The organism is Streptomyces sp. Inha503 (assembly GCF_047215865.1).
Lineage (GTDB): Bacteria > Actinomycetota > Actinomycetes > Streptomycetales > Streptomycetaceae > Streptomyces > Streptomyces lycopersici.
In genome coordinates this window covers 3936772-3953655 of record NZ_CP178360.1, presented here as the reverse complement: position 1 = coordinate 3953655, position 16884 = coordinate 3936772, and the positions used below count along the sequence as shown (strand labels likewise).

Here is a 16884-nt window from a genome sequence, read left to right as displayed (position 1 = left end):
GCGCCCGGCTCCGGAGTGCCGGGGTCAGACGACGGCGCCGCGCCCCGGGTCCTCGTCCTCGTCCTCGTCGTCGTCCTTCATCCGCAGCACCAGCGTGACGAAGCCGCCGAGGAAGCCGCCGACGCCCAGCGTGGCGATCCACCAGACCATCTCCACCTGGAACAGCACCACTCCGAGCAGCAGCAGCGGCCCGCCCAGCACTCCGAGCCAGGCGAAGCGGGAGGTGGTGTCGGACTCGGGCAGCGGCGGCGGCTCGGGCGGGACGAAATGGCCCTCGTCGGTCTCGTCGAAGTCGTCCTCGGAAGGCTCTTCGGGCTCCCAGTCGCGGGGGCCCACGCCCGGTGCGTAGACGATGAATCCGCCCGGCTTCTCGGTCTTGTCGGGCTTGGTCAGCCCGCCCGTGGCCGCCTCGCCGTCACCGGACCCCTCGGCGCCGGTGTCGGTGTCGCCGTCCGCCGCGGACCGGCGGTCCCGGTCCCGCTCCTTGTCGGGGTCCTCGTCGAGGTTCTCGGCGGCGGGCCAGCGCTCGGCGCCCGGCGGGTCCTGCGGTTCCTCCCCGTACGCGGCGACGATCGCGGCGAAGGCGGCGTCGTCGTCCCGCCGCGCGTCCGCCTCGTTCTCATTCGAGTCGCGCTCAGCCACTGGCCGCCGCCCCCTCCTTTCCGCTGCCCTTCCCGAGGCCGGTCCGGGTGGTGTCCTCACCCATACCCGCCGTCAGCCGGGTGATGAACGTGTCCGTCTCCTCGAAGATGAACTCGGCGTCGTGGTCCAGCGTCGCCACGTGGTAGCTGCGCTCCAGCAGCCGCTCGGTGACGTCCCGCGAGGACACCTGACTCAGGATGCGCTCGGAGTCGGCCGGCGGCACCACATGGTCCTGGGGGCTGTGCATCACCAGCAGCGGCTGGGTCACCTGCGGCAGTTCGGCGTCGACCACCCGGTAGAAGCGGCGCATCGAGTGCACGGCGTGCAGCGGCATCCGCTCGTAACCGGACTCCCGCACGCCCGGCTTGGCGATGTCGCTCACGATGCCCTTCACCGACGGCACCAGATGACGCAGCACCGGAAGGGCGACGGCCAGCGGATCGTGGATGCGGTTGGCCGGATTCACGACGGCCACGCCGCTGATCGCCGCGCCGTGCTGGGCGGCCAGCCGCAGCGCGAGCGCCCCGCCCATCGACAGACCGCAGACGAACACCCGCTCGCAGACCCGGGAGAGCCTGCTCAGCTCGCGGTCCACCTCCGCGTACCAGTCCTGCCAGCCGGTGACGGCGAGATCCTGCCAGCGCGTGCCATGGCCGGGAAGCAGTGGCAGCGAAACGGTCAGCCCACGGCCCGCGAGATGGTCGGCCCAGGGCCGCACGGACTGCGGGGAGCCGGTGAAGCCGTGACAGACGAGGACGCCGATCTCTCCGCCGTCGTGGCGGAACGGCTCGGCTCCGGGCAGGAGCGGCACCACGGATCTCCGTTCGCTGGGGAAGCGGGCTCGGGTCCTCAGCGTACGCGGCGCGCCGCATACGGGGTAGGCAGGTTAAGGTCTCCTCGTCGGATACAGGAGGTCCCGGTTGTTCTACAGCGCAATGAAGCTGTCGGTGGGTGGCGCCTTGAAGCTCACCTTCCGGCCCTGGGTGGAGGGGCTGGAGCACGTCCCCGCCGAGGGCCCGGCCATCCTCGCGAGCAACCACCTCTCCTTCTCCGACTCCTTCTTCCTGCCCGCGGTGCTCGACCGGAAGGTCACCTTCATCGCCAAGCAGGAGTACTTCACCACCCCCGGCGTCAAGGGGCGGCTCACGGCGGCCTTCTTCAAGGGCGTCGGGCAGTTGCCGGTGGACCGCTCGGGCTCGCGCGGCGCGGGCGAGGCCGCCATCAAGGCGGGCATCGACGTGATCAAGCGCGGTGAGCTCTTCGGTATCTACCCCGAGGGCACCCGCTCGCCCGACGGGCGGCTCTACCGGGGCAAGCCGGGCGGTCTGGCGAGGGTCGCGCTCGCGACCGGCGCCCCGGTGATCCCCGTGGCGATGATCGACACCGAGAAGATCCAGCCCCCCGGCAAGGTCATGCCGAAGCTGATGCGGCCCGGTATCCGGATCGGCAAGCCGCTGGACTTCAGCCGCTACCACGGCATGGACGGCGACCGCTTCATCCTGCGCTCGGTGACCGACGAGGTCATGTACGAGATCATGAAGCTCTCCGGCCAGGAGTACGTGGACGTCTACGCCACCGCCGCCAAGCGGCAGATCGCGGAGGCGGAGGCGGCCCGGAAGCAGGCCGAGAAGAAGCAGGCCGAGGCCGAGAAGAAGCAGGCCGAGAAGGAGAAGGACAAACACAAGTCCGGCGCCTAGCCGCGCCGGCACCGGGGGTGGGGGACGTTGACGGAGCGGTCCAGGGAACGGTCCGGACGGGAGCGCGCCGGGGGCGGGCGCGCGGTGCGGATGTCCGTCGAGCAGCCGCTGTGGCAGGCGTTGACCGCCTACCGGGTGCTCACCCTGCTCTACGCGCTCGGCCTGTGCGTCTACTCCTTCGACGACTACGACCATCCGATCGGCGCCGTCGTCTACATGGCGGTGCTGACGCTGTGGACGGCGCTCACCTTCCGGATGGTCGCCTCGGCCGAGCGCTGCACCCGGCGGTTCCTCGTCGGCGACCTCGGCATCGCGGTGACCGGCATTCTGCTCACCCCGCTCGTGGACAGCCACGACCGGATCGCCGAGGGCACCCCCACGCTGCCTTCCATATGGACGATGGGCGCGGTCCTCGGCTTCGCCATCAAGGGCGGCTGGCGCTGGGGCGCCTCGGCCTCCACCGTGGTCTGCGCCGCCAATGTGATCGAGCGCGGCGGATTCGCCCAGGACACCGTCCACATGCTGTCGCTGGTGTGGGTGGCGAGCGTGGGCATCGGCTATGTGATCGAGGTGGCCCGCGCCAGTGAGCGCACCCTCGCCCGCGCGCTGCGCATCGAGGCGGCCACCCGGGAGCGGGAGCGGCTGGCCCGCGACATCCACGACAGCGTGCTCCAGGTGCTCGCCATGGTGCAGCGGCGCGGTGCCGCGATCGGCGGCGAGGCGGCCGAACTGGGCCGGATGGCGGGGGAGCAGGAGATCGCCCTGCGCACCCTGGTCTCCACCGGTCTGGTGGCCCGGCCGCGCACGGGGGAGGACGAGGCGGAGCCGGCAGCCGACCCGGGCGCCCTGCCGGACGCGGTGGACCCGCCGGTCCCGCCCTGCCCGCCCGAGCCCGAGCGCTCCGACGGCGGCCCCTGCGATCTGCGGGCCCTGCTGGCCCCGCACGCCGGCTCCCGGGTCACCTTCGCCGAGCCGGGTGCCCCGGTGCTCCTCCCGGCGGGCGTCGCCGGGGAGTTGGCCGCCGCCGTCGGCGCCGCCCTGGACAACGTGCGGGTCCATGCGGGAGACGACCCCCATGCCTGGATCCTGCTGGAGGACGAGCCGGACGCGGTGATGGTGACCGTACGGGACGATGGCCCCGGCATCCCCGAGGGGCGGTTGGCGGACGCCGAGGCGGAGGGCCGCCTGGGGGTGGCCCTGTCGATCCGGGGACGGCTGCGCGACCTCGGCGGCACCGCCGAGTGGATTTCGGCACCGGGGCAGGGCACTGAAGTGGAGTTGACGGTTCCGAAGGCGTCGGCGAAGAAACCGAAACAGAAGGGGGAAGCGGCACGATGACCGCTCAGCACGACGGCCGCCCGGTGACGGTGATGGTGGTCGACGACCATCCGATGTGGCGCGACGCGGTGGCCCGGGACCTGTCCGAGGCCGGGTTCGACGTGGTGGCCACGGCCGGGGACGGACCGCAGGCGGTCCGCCGGGCCAAGGCCGCCGGGCCCGACGTCCTGGTGCTCGACCTCAACCTGCCCGGGCTGCCGGGGGTCGAGGTGTGCAAGGAGGCCCTTGCCGACCGCCCCGAGCTGCGGGTGCTGGTGCTCTCCGCGAGCGGTGAGCACGCGGACGTCCTGGAGGCGGTCAAGTCCGGGGCCACCGGCTATCTGCTGAAGTCGGCCAGCACCGGGGAACTGCTGGACGCGGTGCGCCGTACGGCGGTCGGCGACCCGGTGTTCACCCCCGGCCTCGCGGGCCTGGTGCTCGGCGAGTACCGGCGGCTCGCGGGCGAGCCCGCCCCCACCGCCGCCGACCAGCCCGCCGCCCCGCAGCTCACCGAGCGTGAGACCGAGGTGCTGCGCCTTGTGGCCAAGGGGCTTTCGTACAAGCAGATCGCCGAGCGGCTGGTGATCTCGCACCGCACGGTCCAGAACCACGTCCAGAACACCCTCGGCAAGCTCCAGCTGCACAATCGGGTGGAGCTGGTCCGCTATGCCATCGAGCGCGGCCTGGACGACGCCTGACTCCGTCCGCCCGGGGCCGGTGACGTCTGACGCCGTCCCGCCCGGGGCCGGTGACACCGCGTCACCCTCTCGCCCCTCGTACGGGTGAAGTTCAAAACCAACTCCCTTGATCCGCGCGGGAATCGTCCAACGCCCCATCCCGTGTGACCTGGATCACCGTTAGCGTGGCTCTCCGTACCGGGCCCAATCACGGGATTGCATGGGAGAAGGGAAGAAACGATGCGGGTCGGAGTGCTGACCGGCGGCGGTGACTGCCCCGGGCTCAACGCGGTCATCCGCGCCGTCGTGCGCAAGGGCGTACAGGAATACGGCTATGACTTCATCGGCTTCCGGGACGGCTGGCGCGGCCCTCTCGAGAACGACACCGTTCCCCTCGACATCCGCGCGGTGCGCGGCATCCTGCCACGCGGCGGCACCATCCTCGGCTCCTCCCGCACCAACCCCCTCAAGAGCGAGGACGGCATCCGCCGGGTCAAGGAGACCCTGGTCAAGCAGGAGGTCGACGCGCTGATCGCGATCGGCGGCGAGGACACCCTCGGCGTCGCCGCGCGGCTCTCCGGCGACTACGGCCTCCGCTGTGTCGGCGTCCCCAAGACCATCGACAACGACCTGTCCGCCACCGACTACACCTTCGGCTTCGACACCGCCGTCAACATCGCCACCGAGGCCATCGACCGGCTCCACACCACCGCCGAATCGCATATGCGCGTGCTCGTCGTCGAGGTGATGGGCCGTCACGCCGGGTGGATCGCCCTGCACTCGGGGCTCGCCGGCGGCGCCAATGTCATCCTCATCCCCGAGCAGCGCTTCGACGTCGACCAGGTCTGCGCCTGGGTCGAATCCCGCTTCAAGATCCGCTACGCCCCGATCGTGGTCATCGCCGAGGGTGCGATGCCCAGGGACGGCGACGCCGTCCTCAAGGACGACACGCTGGACTCCTTCGGCCATGTCCGGCTCTCCGGGGTCGGCGAGTGGCTGGCCAAGGAGATCGAGAAGCGCACCGGCAAGGAGGCCCGCACCACCGTCCTCGGCCATGTCCAGCGCGGGGGCACGCCCAGCGCCTTCGACCGCTGGCTCGCCACCCGCTTCGGGCTGCACGCCATCGACGCGATCCGGGACGAGGACTTCGGAAAGATGGTCGCGCTGCGCGGCACCGACATCATCCGGGTACCGCTTGCCGAGGCGACCGCACGGCTCAAGACGGTCGATCCCTCGCTCTACGCCGAGGCCGAGGTGTTCTTCGGCTGAGGCCGTCTGGGTGCAGTACGGCGATGGGCCGGGCGCGGAAGCCGCACCCGGCCCATCGTCACGCCGCCCTACGGGCCGGTGCCGCCCTACGGGCCGGTGCCGCCCTACGGGCCGGTGGGCCCTTCAGACCAGCACGGCCGCCAGCAGCTCGGCCACCAGCGCCGCCCCGCCCCGCGACAGCACCGACTCCGGGTGGAACTGCACCCCGGCGAAGCCCGGCCCGCGCAGCGCGTGCACATCACCGGTCGCCGGGTCCCGGCTCAGCTCCACGCGGTGCATCGCCAGCTCCGTCTCCGCCGCCTCGTCGCAGCGCGCCGTGAAGGTGTTGTAGAAGCCGACGGTCTCCTCGCGCCCGAAGAAGTCGATCCGCTCCTGGGCACCCTGGAACGGCACGTCCTTGCGCACGATCTCCAGCCCGAGCTCGGCCGCGATCAGCTCGTTCCCCAGGCACACCCCCAGCAGTCCGTGCCGGTGCCCGGCCACCAGCTCGGCGGCCAGCGCCCGCAGGAACCGCATCTTCGGGTCGGCCGTGTCGTTCGGGTCACCGGGACCGGGGCCGAGCACCACGGGCCCCTGATGCGCCAGCGCCGCCTCCCGCGCCCCCGGCTCGTCGTACCGCCGCACGGTCACGGTCAGCCCCGAGGTGCGCAGCAGATGCGCGAGCATCGCGGTGAACGTGTCCTCGGCGTCGATCACCAGGGCATGCCCGGCCAACCCCCCGACCCCGGCCCCGGGCTCCTCGGGGGCTTGCATCCGCAGCCAGAACGGCGCCAGGTCCGCCCGCCGCGCGTCCAGCGCCGCCCGTACCCGCGGATCGTCCGTGAGCCGCGGCCGGGGGCCCGCCTCCTCCGGCCGTACGGGCGCGGGCCGCACGCCCAGCGCGGTCAGCACTCCGGCCGCCTTCGCATGCGTCTCGGCCACTTCGCCGCGCGGGTCCGAGTGGCGGACCAGCGTGGCGCCGACGGCCACCTTCAGCGATCCGCCGGCGTCGATGTCGGCGGTGCGGATGAGGATCGGTGAGTCCAGGGTCTGGGCGCCGCCGCCGTCCCGTCCGATCAGCGCGAGCGCCCCCGCGTAGTAGCCACGGCCACCGGGCTCGTACCGCTCGATCACCCGGCACGCGTTCTGCACCGGGGAGCCGGTGACGGTCGCCGCGAACATCGTCTCGCGGAGCACCTCCCGGACGTCGAGCGAGGAGCGGCCGCGCAGCTCGTACTCGGTGTGCGCGAGGTGCGCCATCTCCTTGAGCCGGGGCCCGATCACCGTCCCGCCCATGTCGCCGACGGTGCACATCATCTTCAGCTCCTCGTCCACGACCATGGACAGCTCCTCCACCTCCTTGCGGTCGTGCAGGAACTCCAGCAGCCCCTCGGCGCTCGGCCCGCCCTCGGGGTAGCGGTACGTCCCGCTGATCGGGTTCATCACGACAGTCCCCCCGGACATCCGCACATGGACCTCGGGGCTGGCCCCCACCAGCGTCCGCCCGTCCGCCAGCCGCACGACATAGGTCCAGTAGGCGCCCCGCTCCCCGGCCAGCAGCCGCCGGAAGAGCGCGAGCGCGTCGGTACTCGCGAACCCCGGGATCTCGCCCGTGAAGGTCCTTCGGATGACGAAATTGGCGCCTTCCCCGGTGCCGATCTCGTCCTCGATGACCCGGCTCACGATCTCCGCGTACGCGTCGTCGGCCACGTCGAACGCCCCGTCCTCGACCCGCACCGGATGCGCGGGCAGCGCCTCCAGCGCCTCGGCGAGCGGCAGCTCGTAGCTCTCCTCCGGGCGCAGCACGGCCAGCGGCGTCCCGTCGTCGCGTACCTCGAACCCGCGCTCGCGGATCTGCCGGAACGGCACCAGCGCGAGGGCGTCCGCCACCGGGGCGCCGTCCCGTGGGGTCCCGGTCGGCAGCGGGATGTCGGTCAGCCGCTCCACCTCGCCGACCGGGCCGAGCAGCACCTCGACGGTGTCGGGCGCCCGGCCGGGGGTGCGGCGGTGCAGCAGGGCGAAGGGCGGCGCGTCGTCGGAGAGCAGCCGTGTGACGACGGCCTGGGCATCGGGGTTCGGCATGGCGGGTGATTCCTTCCGGAATGAGGAACGACCCGCGGAAACGCAGAAGGCCGCCCCTCGGGCGGCCTTCGCGAGATCTTGGGAGCGCGCGATTCAGTGGGCCGCCGGATGAGCGGTCCACCACCAGGTCATGGTCAGTCGCGCGTGCATGTCGAGGACCCTACAGGATCAGTTCCAGGGGTTGGCCGGCTGATCGTTGATCGCGGTCCAGAAGCGGGTGCCTTCGGGCACGTAGCCGTACGCCCAGAAGGACCAGCCACCGCTCGCCTCCAGGTTGGCGCCGTACCGGCCGTCGTGGAACTCGGCCTCCCGCCAGTCCGCGCCGTAGTACTGCGCACAGATCGCGTCCGCCGCGGCCCGGCTGGTCAGCGACTTGCCCAGCACGGGCGGCGTCGCCGCCACGGTGCCGCGTGACCAGCCCGCGTAGAAGTCCGGGGTGATCCCACTGGGCACGGCGCTGCCGCTGACTCTCAGGCACAGCAGGGGGAGCGTCGCCGTGGCGGCGGTGTCACCGTTGTACGCGTCGGTCGCGGAGTCCGCGCCCACCCTGATCGTGCCGTTGGTCCCCTTCGCGAGTACGGTCCAGGTCATCCCGGACGGGATGGCCGATGAGTCCGCCTGGGCGGGTGTGGCGTTGAGCGACATCAGTACGAGCGAGGCGGCGGCCGCGAAGGCGGCGGCACCGCGGCGGAGCAACTTCCTCATGGGGCACTCCTTCGGATGAGTACCGGCCACGGGGGTGGGCCGGTCACCCGAACAGCGTCCGAGGAACGCACGGTTCCATCACGGTATCTTCACGACATGACCGTAAACGGTCAGAGGATGCCCGAACGCCCGTTCTTGCGCGACGCGTCCTGAGTGTGCTTGGTGCGGACCTTTAGTGCGCGGAGCTCAAAGCGTGAGGGGCGGTGTCTCACCCTGTGGGCAACGGGCTGGACGGCCGTGGAGACCCCGTAACCTTGTGCGGGTGACCGTGAACGCTGAAACCCACGCCGGTGGCCACACCTGGCAGTCTCTTCCCGCGGCGCAGCAGCCCGACTGGCCGGACCGAGCGGCTCTGCGCGATGTGATCGCTGAGCTCGAGTCCTATCCGCCGCTCGTCTTCGCGGGCGAGTGCGACGCGCTGCGGCACCGCCTGGGGGCCGTGGCGCGGGGCGAGGCGTTTCTGCTCCAGGGCGGTGACTGCGCCGAGGCATTCGACGGCGTGGGCGCCGACCAGATCCGCAACAAGCTCAAGACGCTCCTCCAGATGGGCGCCGTGCTGACCTACGCCGGGTCCGTCCCGGTGGTGAAGGTGGGCCGGATCGCCGGGCAGTACAGCAAGCCGCGCTCCAAGCCGACCGAGACCCGGGACGGGGTGACCCTGCCCACCTACCGCGGCGACTCCGTCAACGGGTTCGAGTTCACCCCCGAGGCGCGGATCCCGGACCCGCAGCGGCTGAAGCGGATGTACCAGGCGTCGGCCTCGACGCTGAACCTGGTGCGCGCCTTCACCACCGGCGGCTATGCGGACCTGCGGCAGGTGCACGCCTGGAACCAGGACTTCGTGAAGTCCTCGCCCTCGGGTCAGCGCTACGAGGCCCTGGCGCGCGAGATCGACCGGGCGCTGGCCTTCATGAACGCCTGCGGGGTGGACCCGGAGGAGTTCAAGACCGTCGAGTTCTTCTCCTCGCACGAGGCGCTGGTCCTGGACTACGAGACGGCGATGACCCGCACCGACTCGCGCACCGGTGAGCTGTACGACGTCTCCGGGCACATGGTCTGGATCGGCGAGCGCACCCGGCAGCTGGACGGGGCGCATATCGAGTTCGCCTCCCGGGTCCGTAACCCGGTGGGTGTGAAGCTGGGCCCGACCACCACGCCGGAAGAGGCGCTGTCGCTGATCGAGCGGATCGACCCGGACCGTGAGCCGGGTCGGCTGACCTTCATCACCCGGATGGGCGCGGACAAGATCCGCGAAAAGCTGCCCAACCTGGTGGAGAAGGTGACCGCCTCCGGTGCGCAGGTCGCCTGGGTCTGCGACCCGATGCACGGCAACACCTTCGAGGCGGCGTCCGGGCACAAGACCCGCCGCTTCGACGATGTGCTGGACGAGGTCAAGGGCTTCTTCGAGGTCCATAAGGAGCTCGGCACCCATCCGGGCGGCATCCATGTGGAGCTGACCGGCGACGATGTCACGGAGTGCGTGGGCGGCGGCGACGAGATCTTCGTCGACGATCTGCACCAGCGCTACGAGACGGCGTGCGACCCGCGGCTCAACCGCAGCCAGTCGCTGGACCTGGCGTTCCTGGTGGCGGAGATGTACCGGGACCAGTAGGGCTCGGTCGGTAGAGATCATAAAGACGCAGGTGGGGCGCGGATCACAGGGATCCGCGCCCGCTGTGCGTTGTGGGGGCCCGGCGCGGCAGGTAAGGTAAGGGTTACCTCACTGATCAATGCCATCGTCGATGCCACCGCTGGAGAGCCCGTGTACGTCTGCTCATGCTTCGGGATCACCGAGCAGCAGGTGCGTCAGCACGCGGAAACGGGCGCGTGCACCCCGCGCCAGATCGCCGGTGCCTGCAAGGCGGGCACGGACTGCGGATCGTGCGTGCGGAAGATCCAGGCGCTGCTGGGCCGCGGTGCCTGCCCCCGGCGCGAGGCGCTGGACCCGGTCGTCCTGACGACGGCCGCGACGACGGCATCCGCTGCCGCTTCCCTTCCGGAGGCGACGGCGGCCGAGGCGGCCTGACCGGCGGACCGGTTCCTCGCCGTGTCGCCGCGGGCTCAGTGGCCCTTGCCGCTCCCGGAGTAGTTGTCGCCGTTGTCGCTGGGCTGCTCGATCTGCTGGGCGATGTAGAGGGGCTCACCGAGCTTCTCGATCAGCTCCAGCTGGGTGTCGAGATAGTCGATGTGGAGTTCCTCGTCGGCGAGGATGTACTCGAAGAGATTCGCCGAGGTGATGTCCGCCTTGGACCGCATCAGCTCGATGCCCCGCTTGAGGCGGTCGATCGCCTCGATCTCCACCTGCCGGTCGGCCTGGAACATCTCGGTCAGTGTCTGGCCCACCCGGACATGGAAGAGCCGCTGGTAATTGGGCAGCCCATCCAGAAGAAGGATGCGGTCGGTGAGGATCTCCGCATGCTTCATCTCGTCGAAAGACTCCGACCGGGTGTATTTGGCAAGCCGAGTCCAGCCAAAGTGGTCCTGCATCTTTGAGTGCAGAAAGTACTGATTGATCGCGGTCAGCTCGCCGGTCAGCTGCTCGTTGAGGAACTCGAGGACCTCGGGGTCACCCTGCATCGGAGGGGCTCCTTCCAATCCGATCGGGAACGGCAGGTTCCGCGCATCGTCGCACCGCGCCTGTTGGGGCGTCCAGTAAGTGCACGCTTAGTACGAGTTGTGCCTGTCCCCGATGCCCTGGTCACGACCACCCCCGGCGGTCTGAGACCATGGAGCCCATGGGTCAGTCGGAAAGCCGCGAGGGGGAGCTCGCGAAGCTGCCTCCTGGTCAGCGACTCCAGCGCGGTTGGCCGGTTACGCACTATGGGCCGGTCCCGAAGTTCAAGCCGGACCGATGGGAGTTCCGGGTCTTCGGCGCCACGGCGGACGGCGAAAAACACTGCTGGACGCATGAGGAGTTCTCGGCCCTGCCGTACTCGACGGTCGTGGCCGATCTGCACTGCGTCACCAAATTCAGCATGCTCGACGCCGAATGGGGCGGGGTTTCCTCGCTGGAGATCGCGAAGCTCGCACCGCCGGCGCCCGATGTCACCCATGTGATGGTGTGGGCCGAATACGGGTTCAGCTCGAATCTGCGGCTGTCCGACTTCATGGCGGAGGCCACGATTTTCGCCACCCACAAGGACGGCGAGCTGCTCACCGCGGAGCACGGCTTTCCGGTGCGGCTGGTGGTGCCCCATCTGTACGCCTGGAAGGGCCCGAAATGGGTGCGCGGGGTGGAGTACATGACCGCCGACCGCCGCGGCTTCTGGGAGGAGCGGGGCTACCACAACATCGGCGACCCCTGGACGGAGAAGCGCTACTCCTACCAGGAGGAGCCGGGCGACGGCCCGGAGCTCTAGGCCGGGCCGCCGGGTAGCGGTGTTCGGTCACGCCGCCGTGGCGCGGTCAGTGGTACTGGTGGACCACCGCATGCCCCTTGCCCCGACTGATCATCCACCTGTTGACCGGCGTGGTGATCAGGAACGCCACCGCGAACGACAGGGCCAGGCTGAGCCAGAAGAGGGCGTCCGACAGTGTCGCGTCCATCGCGCCCGGGAAGACGACGATCGTCGCGTTGTCGGCCAGCTCCATGATCGTGATCGATACGGTGTCGGCCGCCAGCGCCACCCGCAGCGCGCTGCGCACATCCAGCCCCGCCCGCAGCACGCCCCGCATCGTCAGGGAGTAGCCGAAGACGAAGGCGAGCACGATCGCGAGGATCATGGTCGGGACGTTGTGCCAGGCCAGGGCCGTGCCGATGGCCATGCCCACGACCTCGCCGATGGCGCAGCCGGTGAGGCAGTGCAGGGTGGCCTGGGCGGCCATCGACCAGCTCGTCGCGCCCCCGTGGTGCTGATGGTCATGGTCTTGATGCTCATGAGACCCGCTCTGTGCGTGCTCATGCTGTCGCATGTCCGTACCCCCAGCGGTGATCGCGGATTTGTCGACCACGTCAACGCTATACCCCCTAGGGGTATTCCTCAATGTGCCGGACACATTCTCACGCCACCCCGGCGCGCAGCTCCTTCAGCCGGGCCACATCCGCCGCATGCCCCTCCGTACCGCCCGGTGTCTCGATCACCAGCGGCACCCCGTCGGTCGCGGGGTGGGTGAACAGCTCGCGGAACGGCTCCGCCCCGATGTGCCCGGCGCCGATGTTCGCGTGCCGGTCCTTGTGGGCGCCGACCACGTCCTTGGAGTCATTGGCGTGGATCAGCCTGAGCCGCCCCTCACCGGCGACGGCCACCAGCTCGTCCAGCGTCTGCTTCACACCGCCCGGGGCGGCGAGGTCATGGCCGGCCGCGAACACATGGCAGGTGTCCAGGCAGACACCGAGCCGTGGGTGCCGGTCCAGCGCCTCGAAGTACGGCCCCAGATCCTCCACCAGCGCGCACAGCGAGGTGCCCTGCCCGGCGGTCGGCTCCAGCAGCAGCCAGGGGTCGTCGTCCCGGGTCAGCTCGTCCAGCAGCGGCAGCATCCGCTCCCGTACCTGCGCGATCGCGGTGGCACGCGGGCGTCCCCCGGTCGCCGAGCCGGTGTGGACGACCACGCCGAGCGCGCCGATCTCCCTGCCGCGGTGGAGCGAATGGCGCAGGGACGCGACGGAGCGCTCGGCCGTGGCCTCGGTGTGCGAACCGAAGTTGATCAAGTAGGGGGCGTGGACGTACACCGGTATCGACCGCTCGGCGCAGCCGGCGCGGAAGGCCTCGTCCTGGGCGGGCGTACCGGCGGGCGTGGCCCAGCCGCGCGGATTGGCGACGAAGACCTGGACGGTCTCGGCGCCGATGTCGGCGGCGTGCGCCAGACCGACCGTGGCCAGGCCGCCGGCCACACGGATATGGCCACCGATGGGGTTGCGGATGCGATGCGTACTCACGCCATCAAGGGTCCCAGGTGCGAAGGGCCCCCGTTGCCGCCCCCTCGGTGAGGTCATGGCCCCGGGCCGGGAGCCGTTGTCGGTGGGCGCCCCTACTGTGACGTACATGACTCTGCTGAGCTTTGACCGTCGCTGCTCCGAGATCGTCGCGCAGACCCAGCTGCTGCTGGGCTCGATCGAGGGCGCGGATCCGACGCGTCCCGTGCCCACCTGCCCGGGCTGGAACGTCGGGCAGCTGCTGCGCCATCTCGGCGGGACCCATCGGTGGGCCGAGGAGCTGGTGCGCACCCGGGCCACCGAAGCGCTGCCCGATGAGCACTTCCGCGATCTGTCGCCGTACGCGGAGGAGGACCCCGCCGGGCTCGCCCCCTGGCTGGTCGAGGGCGCCCAGATGCTGGCCGACACGCTGCGCGAGGCGGGGCCCGAGGCGCGGCTGTGGACCCCGGTGCCGGACTTCGGGCAGATCGCCGGAGGGCGCGCGGACTTCTACGCCCGCCGCTTCGCCCATGAGACGGCGATCCACCGGGCCGACGCGGTCCTGGCCCTCGGCGCGGAGTACACCCTCGACCAGGAGGTGGCGCTGGACGGGTTCGACGAGTGGCTGGCGCTCGGCTCGCTGCCGATGCACTTCGAGGTCCACCCCTGGATGCGCGAGCTGCTCGGCCCCGGCCGCACCCTGCACTTCCACGCGACCGACACCGCGCCGGAGGTGGCGGCGGAGTGGGTGGTCGACCTCACCGGCGACGCGATCATCTGGCGGCGGGCGCATGAGAAGGCCGCGGTCGCGGTGCGCGGGCCGCTGACCGACCTGCTGCTGATCATCTACAAGCGGCGCCCGGCCCGCGGCGCGGGCGTGGAGATCCTGGGCGACGAGAAGCTGCTGGACTTCTGGCTGGAGCGGGTCAGCTTCGGATGAGCGGCCGGACAGGTGGCGTCGGTCGGACGAGCCGTCGGACGGATGGCGTCGGCCGGATGAGCGGCTGGACGGATGGCGTTGGTCGGATGGGCCGCTGGACGGATGGCGTTGGCCGGATGGGCCGCCGGACGGATGGCGTCGGCCGTCCGGCCGCCGCCATCCGTCCCCGCGCCCTCAGAACACGCCGCCCTTGGTCCTGATGGTGATCGTGCTGCCCTTGGGCGCCTCGTCGCCGCCCTCCACCGACTGGTCCTGCACCTTGTCCCCGGGGAACAGCAGCGCCTTCTCGACGTCCACCTCGAACCCGGCGTCCTCCAGCTTCGCCTTGGCGTCGTCCACGTTCATCCCCGTGACGTCCGGCACCTCGACCATCTGCACGCCCTTGGAGATGGTCAGCGTCACCGTGTCGCCCTTGGCCGCCTCGTCGTCCGTCGACGGGGACTGCTCGGCGACCGAGCCCTTGTCCTCCTCCGAGAACACCTGCCGCTCGGCGATCTTCACCTTGAAGCCCTCGTCCTCCAGCGTGGACCGGGCCTCGTCGACCGGATCGCCCACCACATCCGGGATGTCGACCGGTTGGCCCCTGCTGACCACGATCGACACCGGCGTCTCGGGGCGGCGCACGGAGTCGGGCCCCGGGCTGGTGGAGAGGACCGAGCCCTGGGCCGTCTCACTGCTGAAGCGGCCGGTGACCTTGCCGACCGTCAGCCCCTGGTCCGCGATCTTCCGCTTGGCCTCGGCGAGCGGCATGCCCACCACATTGGGCACCTCGGCCCGCGGGCGCCCCTGGGAGACCCGGATGGTCACGGTGCCGGTGTCGCGGACGCGCTCACCCGGACCCGGCTTGGAGCCGATGACCTTCCCCTTGGGGACGACATCGCTGAACTCGTTGACGACCTTCACATCGAGACCCGCGCCGCGCAGCTTCTTCTCGGCCTCCGCCTGGGTCTTCCGCAGCACCGGCGGGACCTCGGTGAACTGGCCGACGCTGATGTACCAGACCCCGACGCCGAGGGCGATCGCCAGCAGCACCGCGGCGGCGATCGTCACGATCCCGCGCCGCGGCAGCCGGCCCCGGCCGCCGCGGCCGCCCCCGCGGTGCCCCTCCTGCCGGGGCGGTTCCGGGGGCAGCTCCAGACGGCTGGTGTGGTTGAGCTGGTCCTGGCCGTCGACGGCCGCCGCCGGGCGCGGAATCACCGCCGTACGGTTCTCGGACCCGGCCGAGTCGTCCTCCTTGGCCTGCGGCGGCACCGCGTCCAGCTGGTCGTCGGTCAGCGCGGCCCGTACCGCACGGGCCGTGCTCAGCAGCGCGACGGCGTCGGCGGGGCGCGCGTCGACGGCGCGCGCGGTGGCCGAGGCCACCAGCGCGTCCAGCTCCGGGGCGACCCCGGGCGCGAGGGCGGAGGGCGGCGGGACGTCCTCGTTCAGATGCTGGTAGAGCACCTGCGCCGGGGTGCTGCCGCCGTGCGGCTTGGCACCGGTCAGCATCTCGTACAGCACCACACCGCAGGCGTAGACATCGGCGCGGGTGTCGGCCGTGCCGTGCTCGATCTGCTCGGGCGCGAGATACGAGACGGTGCCGAGCACGCTGCCGGTGGAGGCGCTGGTGTTGGTGTCCACCGCCCGGACCAGGCCGAAGTCGGCGACCTTGACCCGGCCGTCGTCCCCGATCAGCACATTCTCGGGCTTCATGTCGCGGTGGACGAACCCGGCCCGGTGGGCCGCCCCGAGCGCGGCCAGCACCGGCTCCAGGATGTCCAGCGCGGCGCGCGGGCGCAGCGCTCCGCGCCCGCGGAGCACATCGCGCAGGGTGCAGCCCGAGACGTACTCCATGGCCAGATAGACGTGGCTGCCGTCGGTCCCCTGGTCGTAGACGGCGACCACATTGGCGTGCGCGAGTCTCGCGACGGACTTCGCCTCCCGGATGAAGCGCTCGACGAAGGCGGCGTCGGAGGCGAGGCTCTGGTGCATCACCTTCAGCGCGAGCACACGGTCCAGCCGGGTGTCGACGGCCCGGTAGACCGTCGCCATCCCGCCAACGGCGATGCGCGCCTCGATGCGGTAGCGGCCGTCGAGCTCCTGCCCGACGAGGGGGTCCTGGAGGGTCGTATCCACGGGGGAAGTCTACGAGGCGCCGATATCGGCCAGGACCGCCCGCCCCAGGCAGGGCGGGCACTACAGCGGAACGGTGACACTTGCGGGTCAGTGACCGTGACACTTGCGGGTCAGTTGTGCGACGCGGCGGCGATCGCGGCCAGCTCCTCCAGCGCGGAGGTCCAGGACAGCGTGGCGTACTCGGCGTGCTTGGCCTTGGCGTCGTCGGGGACGGCCAGGGCGCGGATACCGCTCTCCGCGAACCGCAGCCGGGTGCCCCGCCCCTCGGGCGAGAGCGCGAACTCCACGAGGGTGGCTTCGCCGGGGTCCGAGGGGGCGTGATCGGGCTCCAGGGCCAGCCGGAAGCGGAAGAGGGCGTCCGGAACCGCCCGCTCGACCATGCCGTGGAACTCTCCGTGCTCGTCCCAGCGGAACCGGAGCCGCCCGCCGGGGTGCGGATCGATCTCGCAGCCGCCGGGGGCGTACCAGGCGCGGATGTGCTCGGGCGTGGTCAGCACCCGCCACACCCGGTCGATCGGCGCCGGTACGTACACCTCGCGCTCGATCCGGTCGTCCACGGTCACGGTCACGGCGACCACCTCCGGGCTGTGGGCTGCTCCCTCCCTCCAC

18 protein-coding genes are annotated in these 16884 nt (G+C 71.1%); 8 read left to right on the top strand and 10 right to left on the bottom strand.

Annotation, left to right across the window (positions count from 1 at the left end):
- Positions 1-24: 24 nt before the first annotated feature.
- A complete protein-coding gene (locus ACJX2R_RS16330) occupies positions 25-642 on the bottom strand; it encodes a hypothetical protein (protein ID WP_413100691.1) in 618 nt (205 codons plus the stop codon).
- A complete protein-coding gene (locus tag ACJX2R_RS16325) occupies positions 635-1453 on the bottom strand; it encodes an alpha/beta hydrolase (RefSeq protein WP_413100690.1) in 819 nt (272 codons plus the stop codon). Before ACJX2R_RS16325 ends, ACJX2R_RS16330 begins: the two co-directional genes overlap by 8 nt.
- 124 nt (positions 1454-1577) lie before the next feature.
- On the opposite strand from ACJX2R_RS16325, the gene ACJX2R_RS16320 reads away from it, so the two are divergent.
- From ACJX2R_RS16320 to ACJX2R_RS16305, 4 genes are all read left to right on the top strand, one after another.
- A complete protein-coding gene (locus ACJX2R_RS16320) occupies positions 1578-2339 on the top strand; it encodes a lysophospholipid acyltransferase family protein (protein WP_262701563.1) in 762 nt (253 codons plus the stop codon).
- A gap of 90 nt (positions 2340-2429) precedes the next feature.
- On the top strand, positions 2430-3677 hold the full coding sequence (macS, locus tag ACJX2R_RS16315; RefSeq protein ID WP_413105873.1) for a MacS family sensor histidine kinase: 1248 nt from the start codon (positions 2430-2432) through the stop codon (positions 3675-3677).
- Entirely contained in the window at positions 3674-4354 is a 681-nt protein-coding gene (locus tag ACJX2R_RS16310) for a response regulator (protein WP_413100689.1), read from the top strand. Before macS ends, ACJX2R_RS16310 begins: the two co-directional genes overlap by 4 nt.
- 219 nt (positions 4355-4573) lie before the next feature.
- On the top strand, positions 4574-5602 hold the full coding sequence (locus ACJX2R_RS16305; protein ID WP_262701444.1) for a 6-phosphofructokinase: 1029 nt from the start codon (positions 4574-4576) through the stop codon (positions 5600-5602).
- A 123-nt stretch (positions 5603-5725) separates the two neighbouring features.
- Here ACJX2R_RS16305 and ACJX2R_RS16300 read toward each other — a convergent pair whose 3' ends face one another.
- From ACJX2R_RS16300 to ACJX2R_RS16290, 3 genes are all read right to left on the bottom strand, one after another.
- A complete protein-coding gene (locus ACJX2R_RS16300; RefSeq protein WP_413100688.1) occupies positions 5726-7663 on the bottom strand; it encodes an anthranilate synthase family protein in 1938 nt (645 codons plus the stop codon).
- A gap of 93 nt (positions 7664-7756) precedes the next feature.
- Positions 7757-7813, bottom strand: a complete 57-nt coding sequence (locus ACJX2R_RS16295; RefSeq protein WP_198268090.1) for a trp operon leader peptide — start codon at positions 7811-7813, stop codon at positions 7757-7759.
- 18 nt (positions 7814-7831) lie between these two features.
- Complete coding sequence (locus ACJX2R_RS16290) at positions 7832-8368, bottom strand: hypothetical protein (protein ID WP_413100687.1); 537 nt, start codon at positions 8366-8368, stop codon at positions 7832-7834.
- Positions 8369-8630: 262 nt separating this feature from the next.
- On the opposite strand from ACJX2R_RS16290, the gene ACJX2R_RS16285 reads away from it, so the two are divergent.
- Both ACJX2R_RS16285 and ACJX2R_RS16280 read left to right on the top strand, forming a co-directional pair.
- The gene (locus ACJX2R_RS16285) at positions 8631-9980 is read left to right on the top strand and encodes a class II 3-deoxy-7-phosphoheptulonate synthase (protein ID WP_413100686.1); all 1350 of its coding nucleotides are present in this window, start codon (positions 8631-8633) and stop codon (positions 9978-9980) included.
- 150 nt (positions 9981-10130) lie between these two features.
- Entirely contained in the window at positions 10131-10394 is a 264-nt protein-coding gene (locus tag ACJX2R_RS16280; RefSeq protein WP_413100685.1) for a bacterioferritin-associated ferredoxin, read from the top strand.
- A gap of 35 nt (positions 10395-10429) precedes the next feature.
- Here ACJX2R_RS16280 and bfr read toward each other — a convergent pair whose 3' ends face one another.
- A complete protein-coding gene (gene bfr / locus ACJX2R_RS16275) occupies positions 10430-10945 on the bottom strand; it encodes a bacterioferritin (RefSeq protein ID WP_138911075.1) in 516 nt (171 codons plus the stop codon).
- Between the two features lie 158 nt (positions 10946-11103).
- Here bfr and ACJX2R_RS16270 point away from each other — a divergent pair, with 158 nt between their 5' ends.
- Complete coding sequence (locus tag ACJX2R_RS16270; protein ID WP_262701439.1) at positions 11104-11727, top strand: sulfite oxidase-like oxidoreductase; 624 nt, start codon at positions 11104-11106, stop codon at positions 11725-11727.
- 46 nt (positions 11728-11773) lie between these two features.
- Here the strand turns inward: ACJX2R_RS16270 and ACJX2R_RS16265 are convergent, their stop codons facing one another.
- Positions 11774-12280, bottom strand: a complete 507-nt coding sequence (locus tag ACJX2R_RS16265; RefSeq protein WP_413100684.1) for a DUF4396 domain-containing protein — start codon at positions 12278-12280, stop codon at positions 11774-11776.
- An 88-nt stretch (positions 12281-12368) separates the two neighbouring features.
- Positions 12369-13244, bottom strand: coding sequence for a deoxyribonuclease IV (locus ACJX2R_RS16260; protein ID WP_413100683.1), 876 nt, complete (start codon positions 13242-13244; stop codon positions 12369-12371).
- Positions 13245-13350: 106 nt separating this feature from the next.
- Between ACJX2R_RS16260 and ACJX2R_RS16255 the strand changes: the two genes are divergently transcribed.
- Positions 13351-14160, top strand: a complete 810-nt coding sequence (locus ACJX2R_RS16255) for a maleylpyruvate isomerase family mycothiol-dependent enzyme (protein WP_413100682.1) — start codon at positions 13351-13353, stop codon at positions 14158-14160.
- 174 nt (positions 14161-14334) lie between these two features.
- Here ACJX2R_RS16255 and pknB read toward each other — a convergent pair whose 3' ends face one another.
- Both pknB and ACJX2R_RS16245 read right to left on the bottom strand, forming a co-directional pair.
- On the bottom strand, positions 14335-16275 hold the full coding sequence (pknB, locus tag ACJX2R_RS16250; protein ID WP_413100681.1) for a Stk1 family PASTA domain-containing Ser/Thr kinase: 1941 nt from the start codon (positions 16273-16275) through the stop codon (positions 14335-14337).
- Positions 16276-16385: 110 nt separating this feature from the next.
- Positions 16386-16844, bottom strand: coding sequence for an SRPBCC domain-containing protein (locus ACJX2R_RS16245; protein ID WP_256649975.1), 459 nt, complete (start codon positions 16842-16844; stop codon positions 16386-16388).
- Positions 16845-16884: the final 40 nt, after the last annotated feature.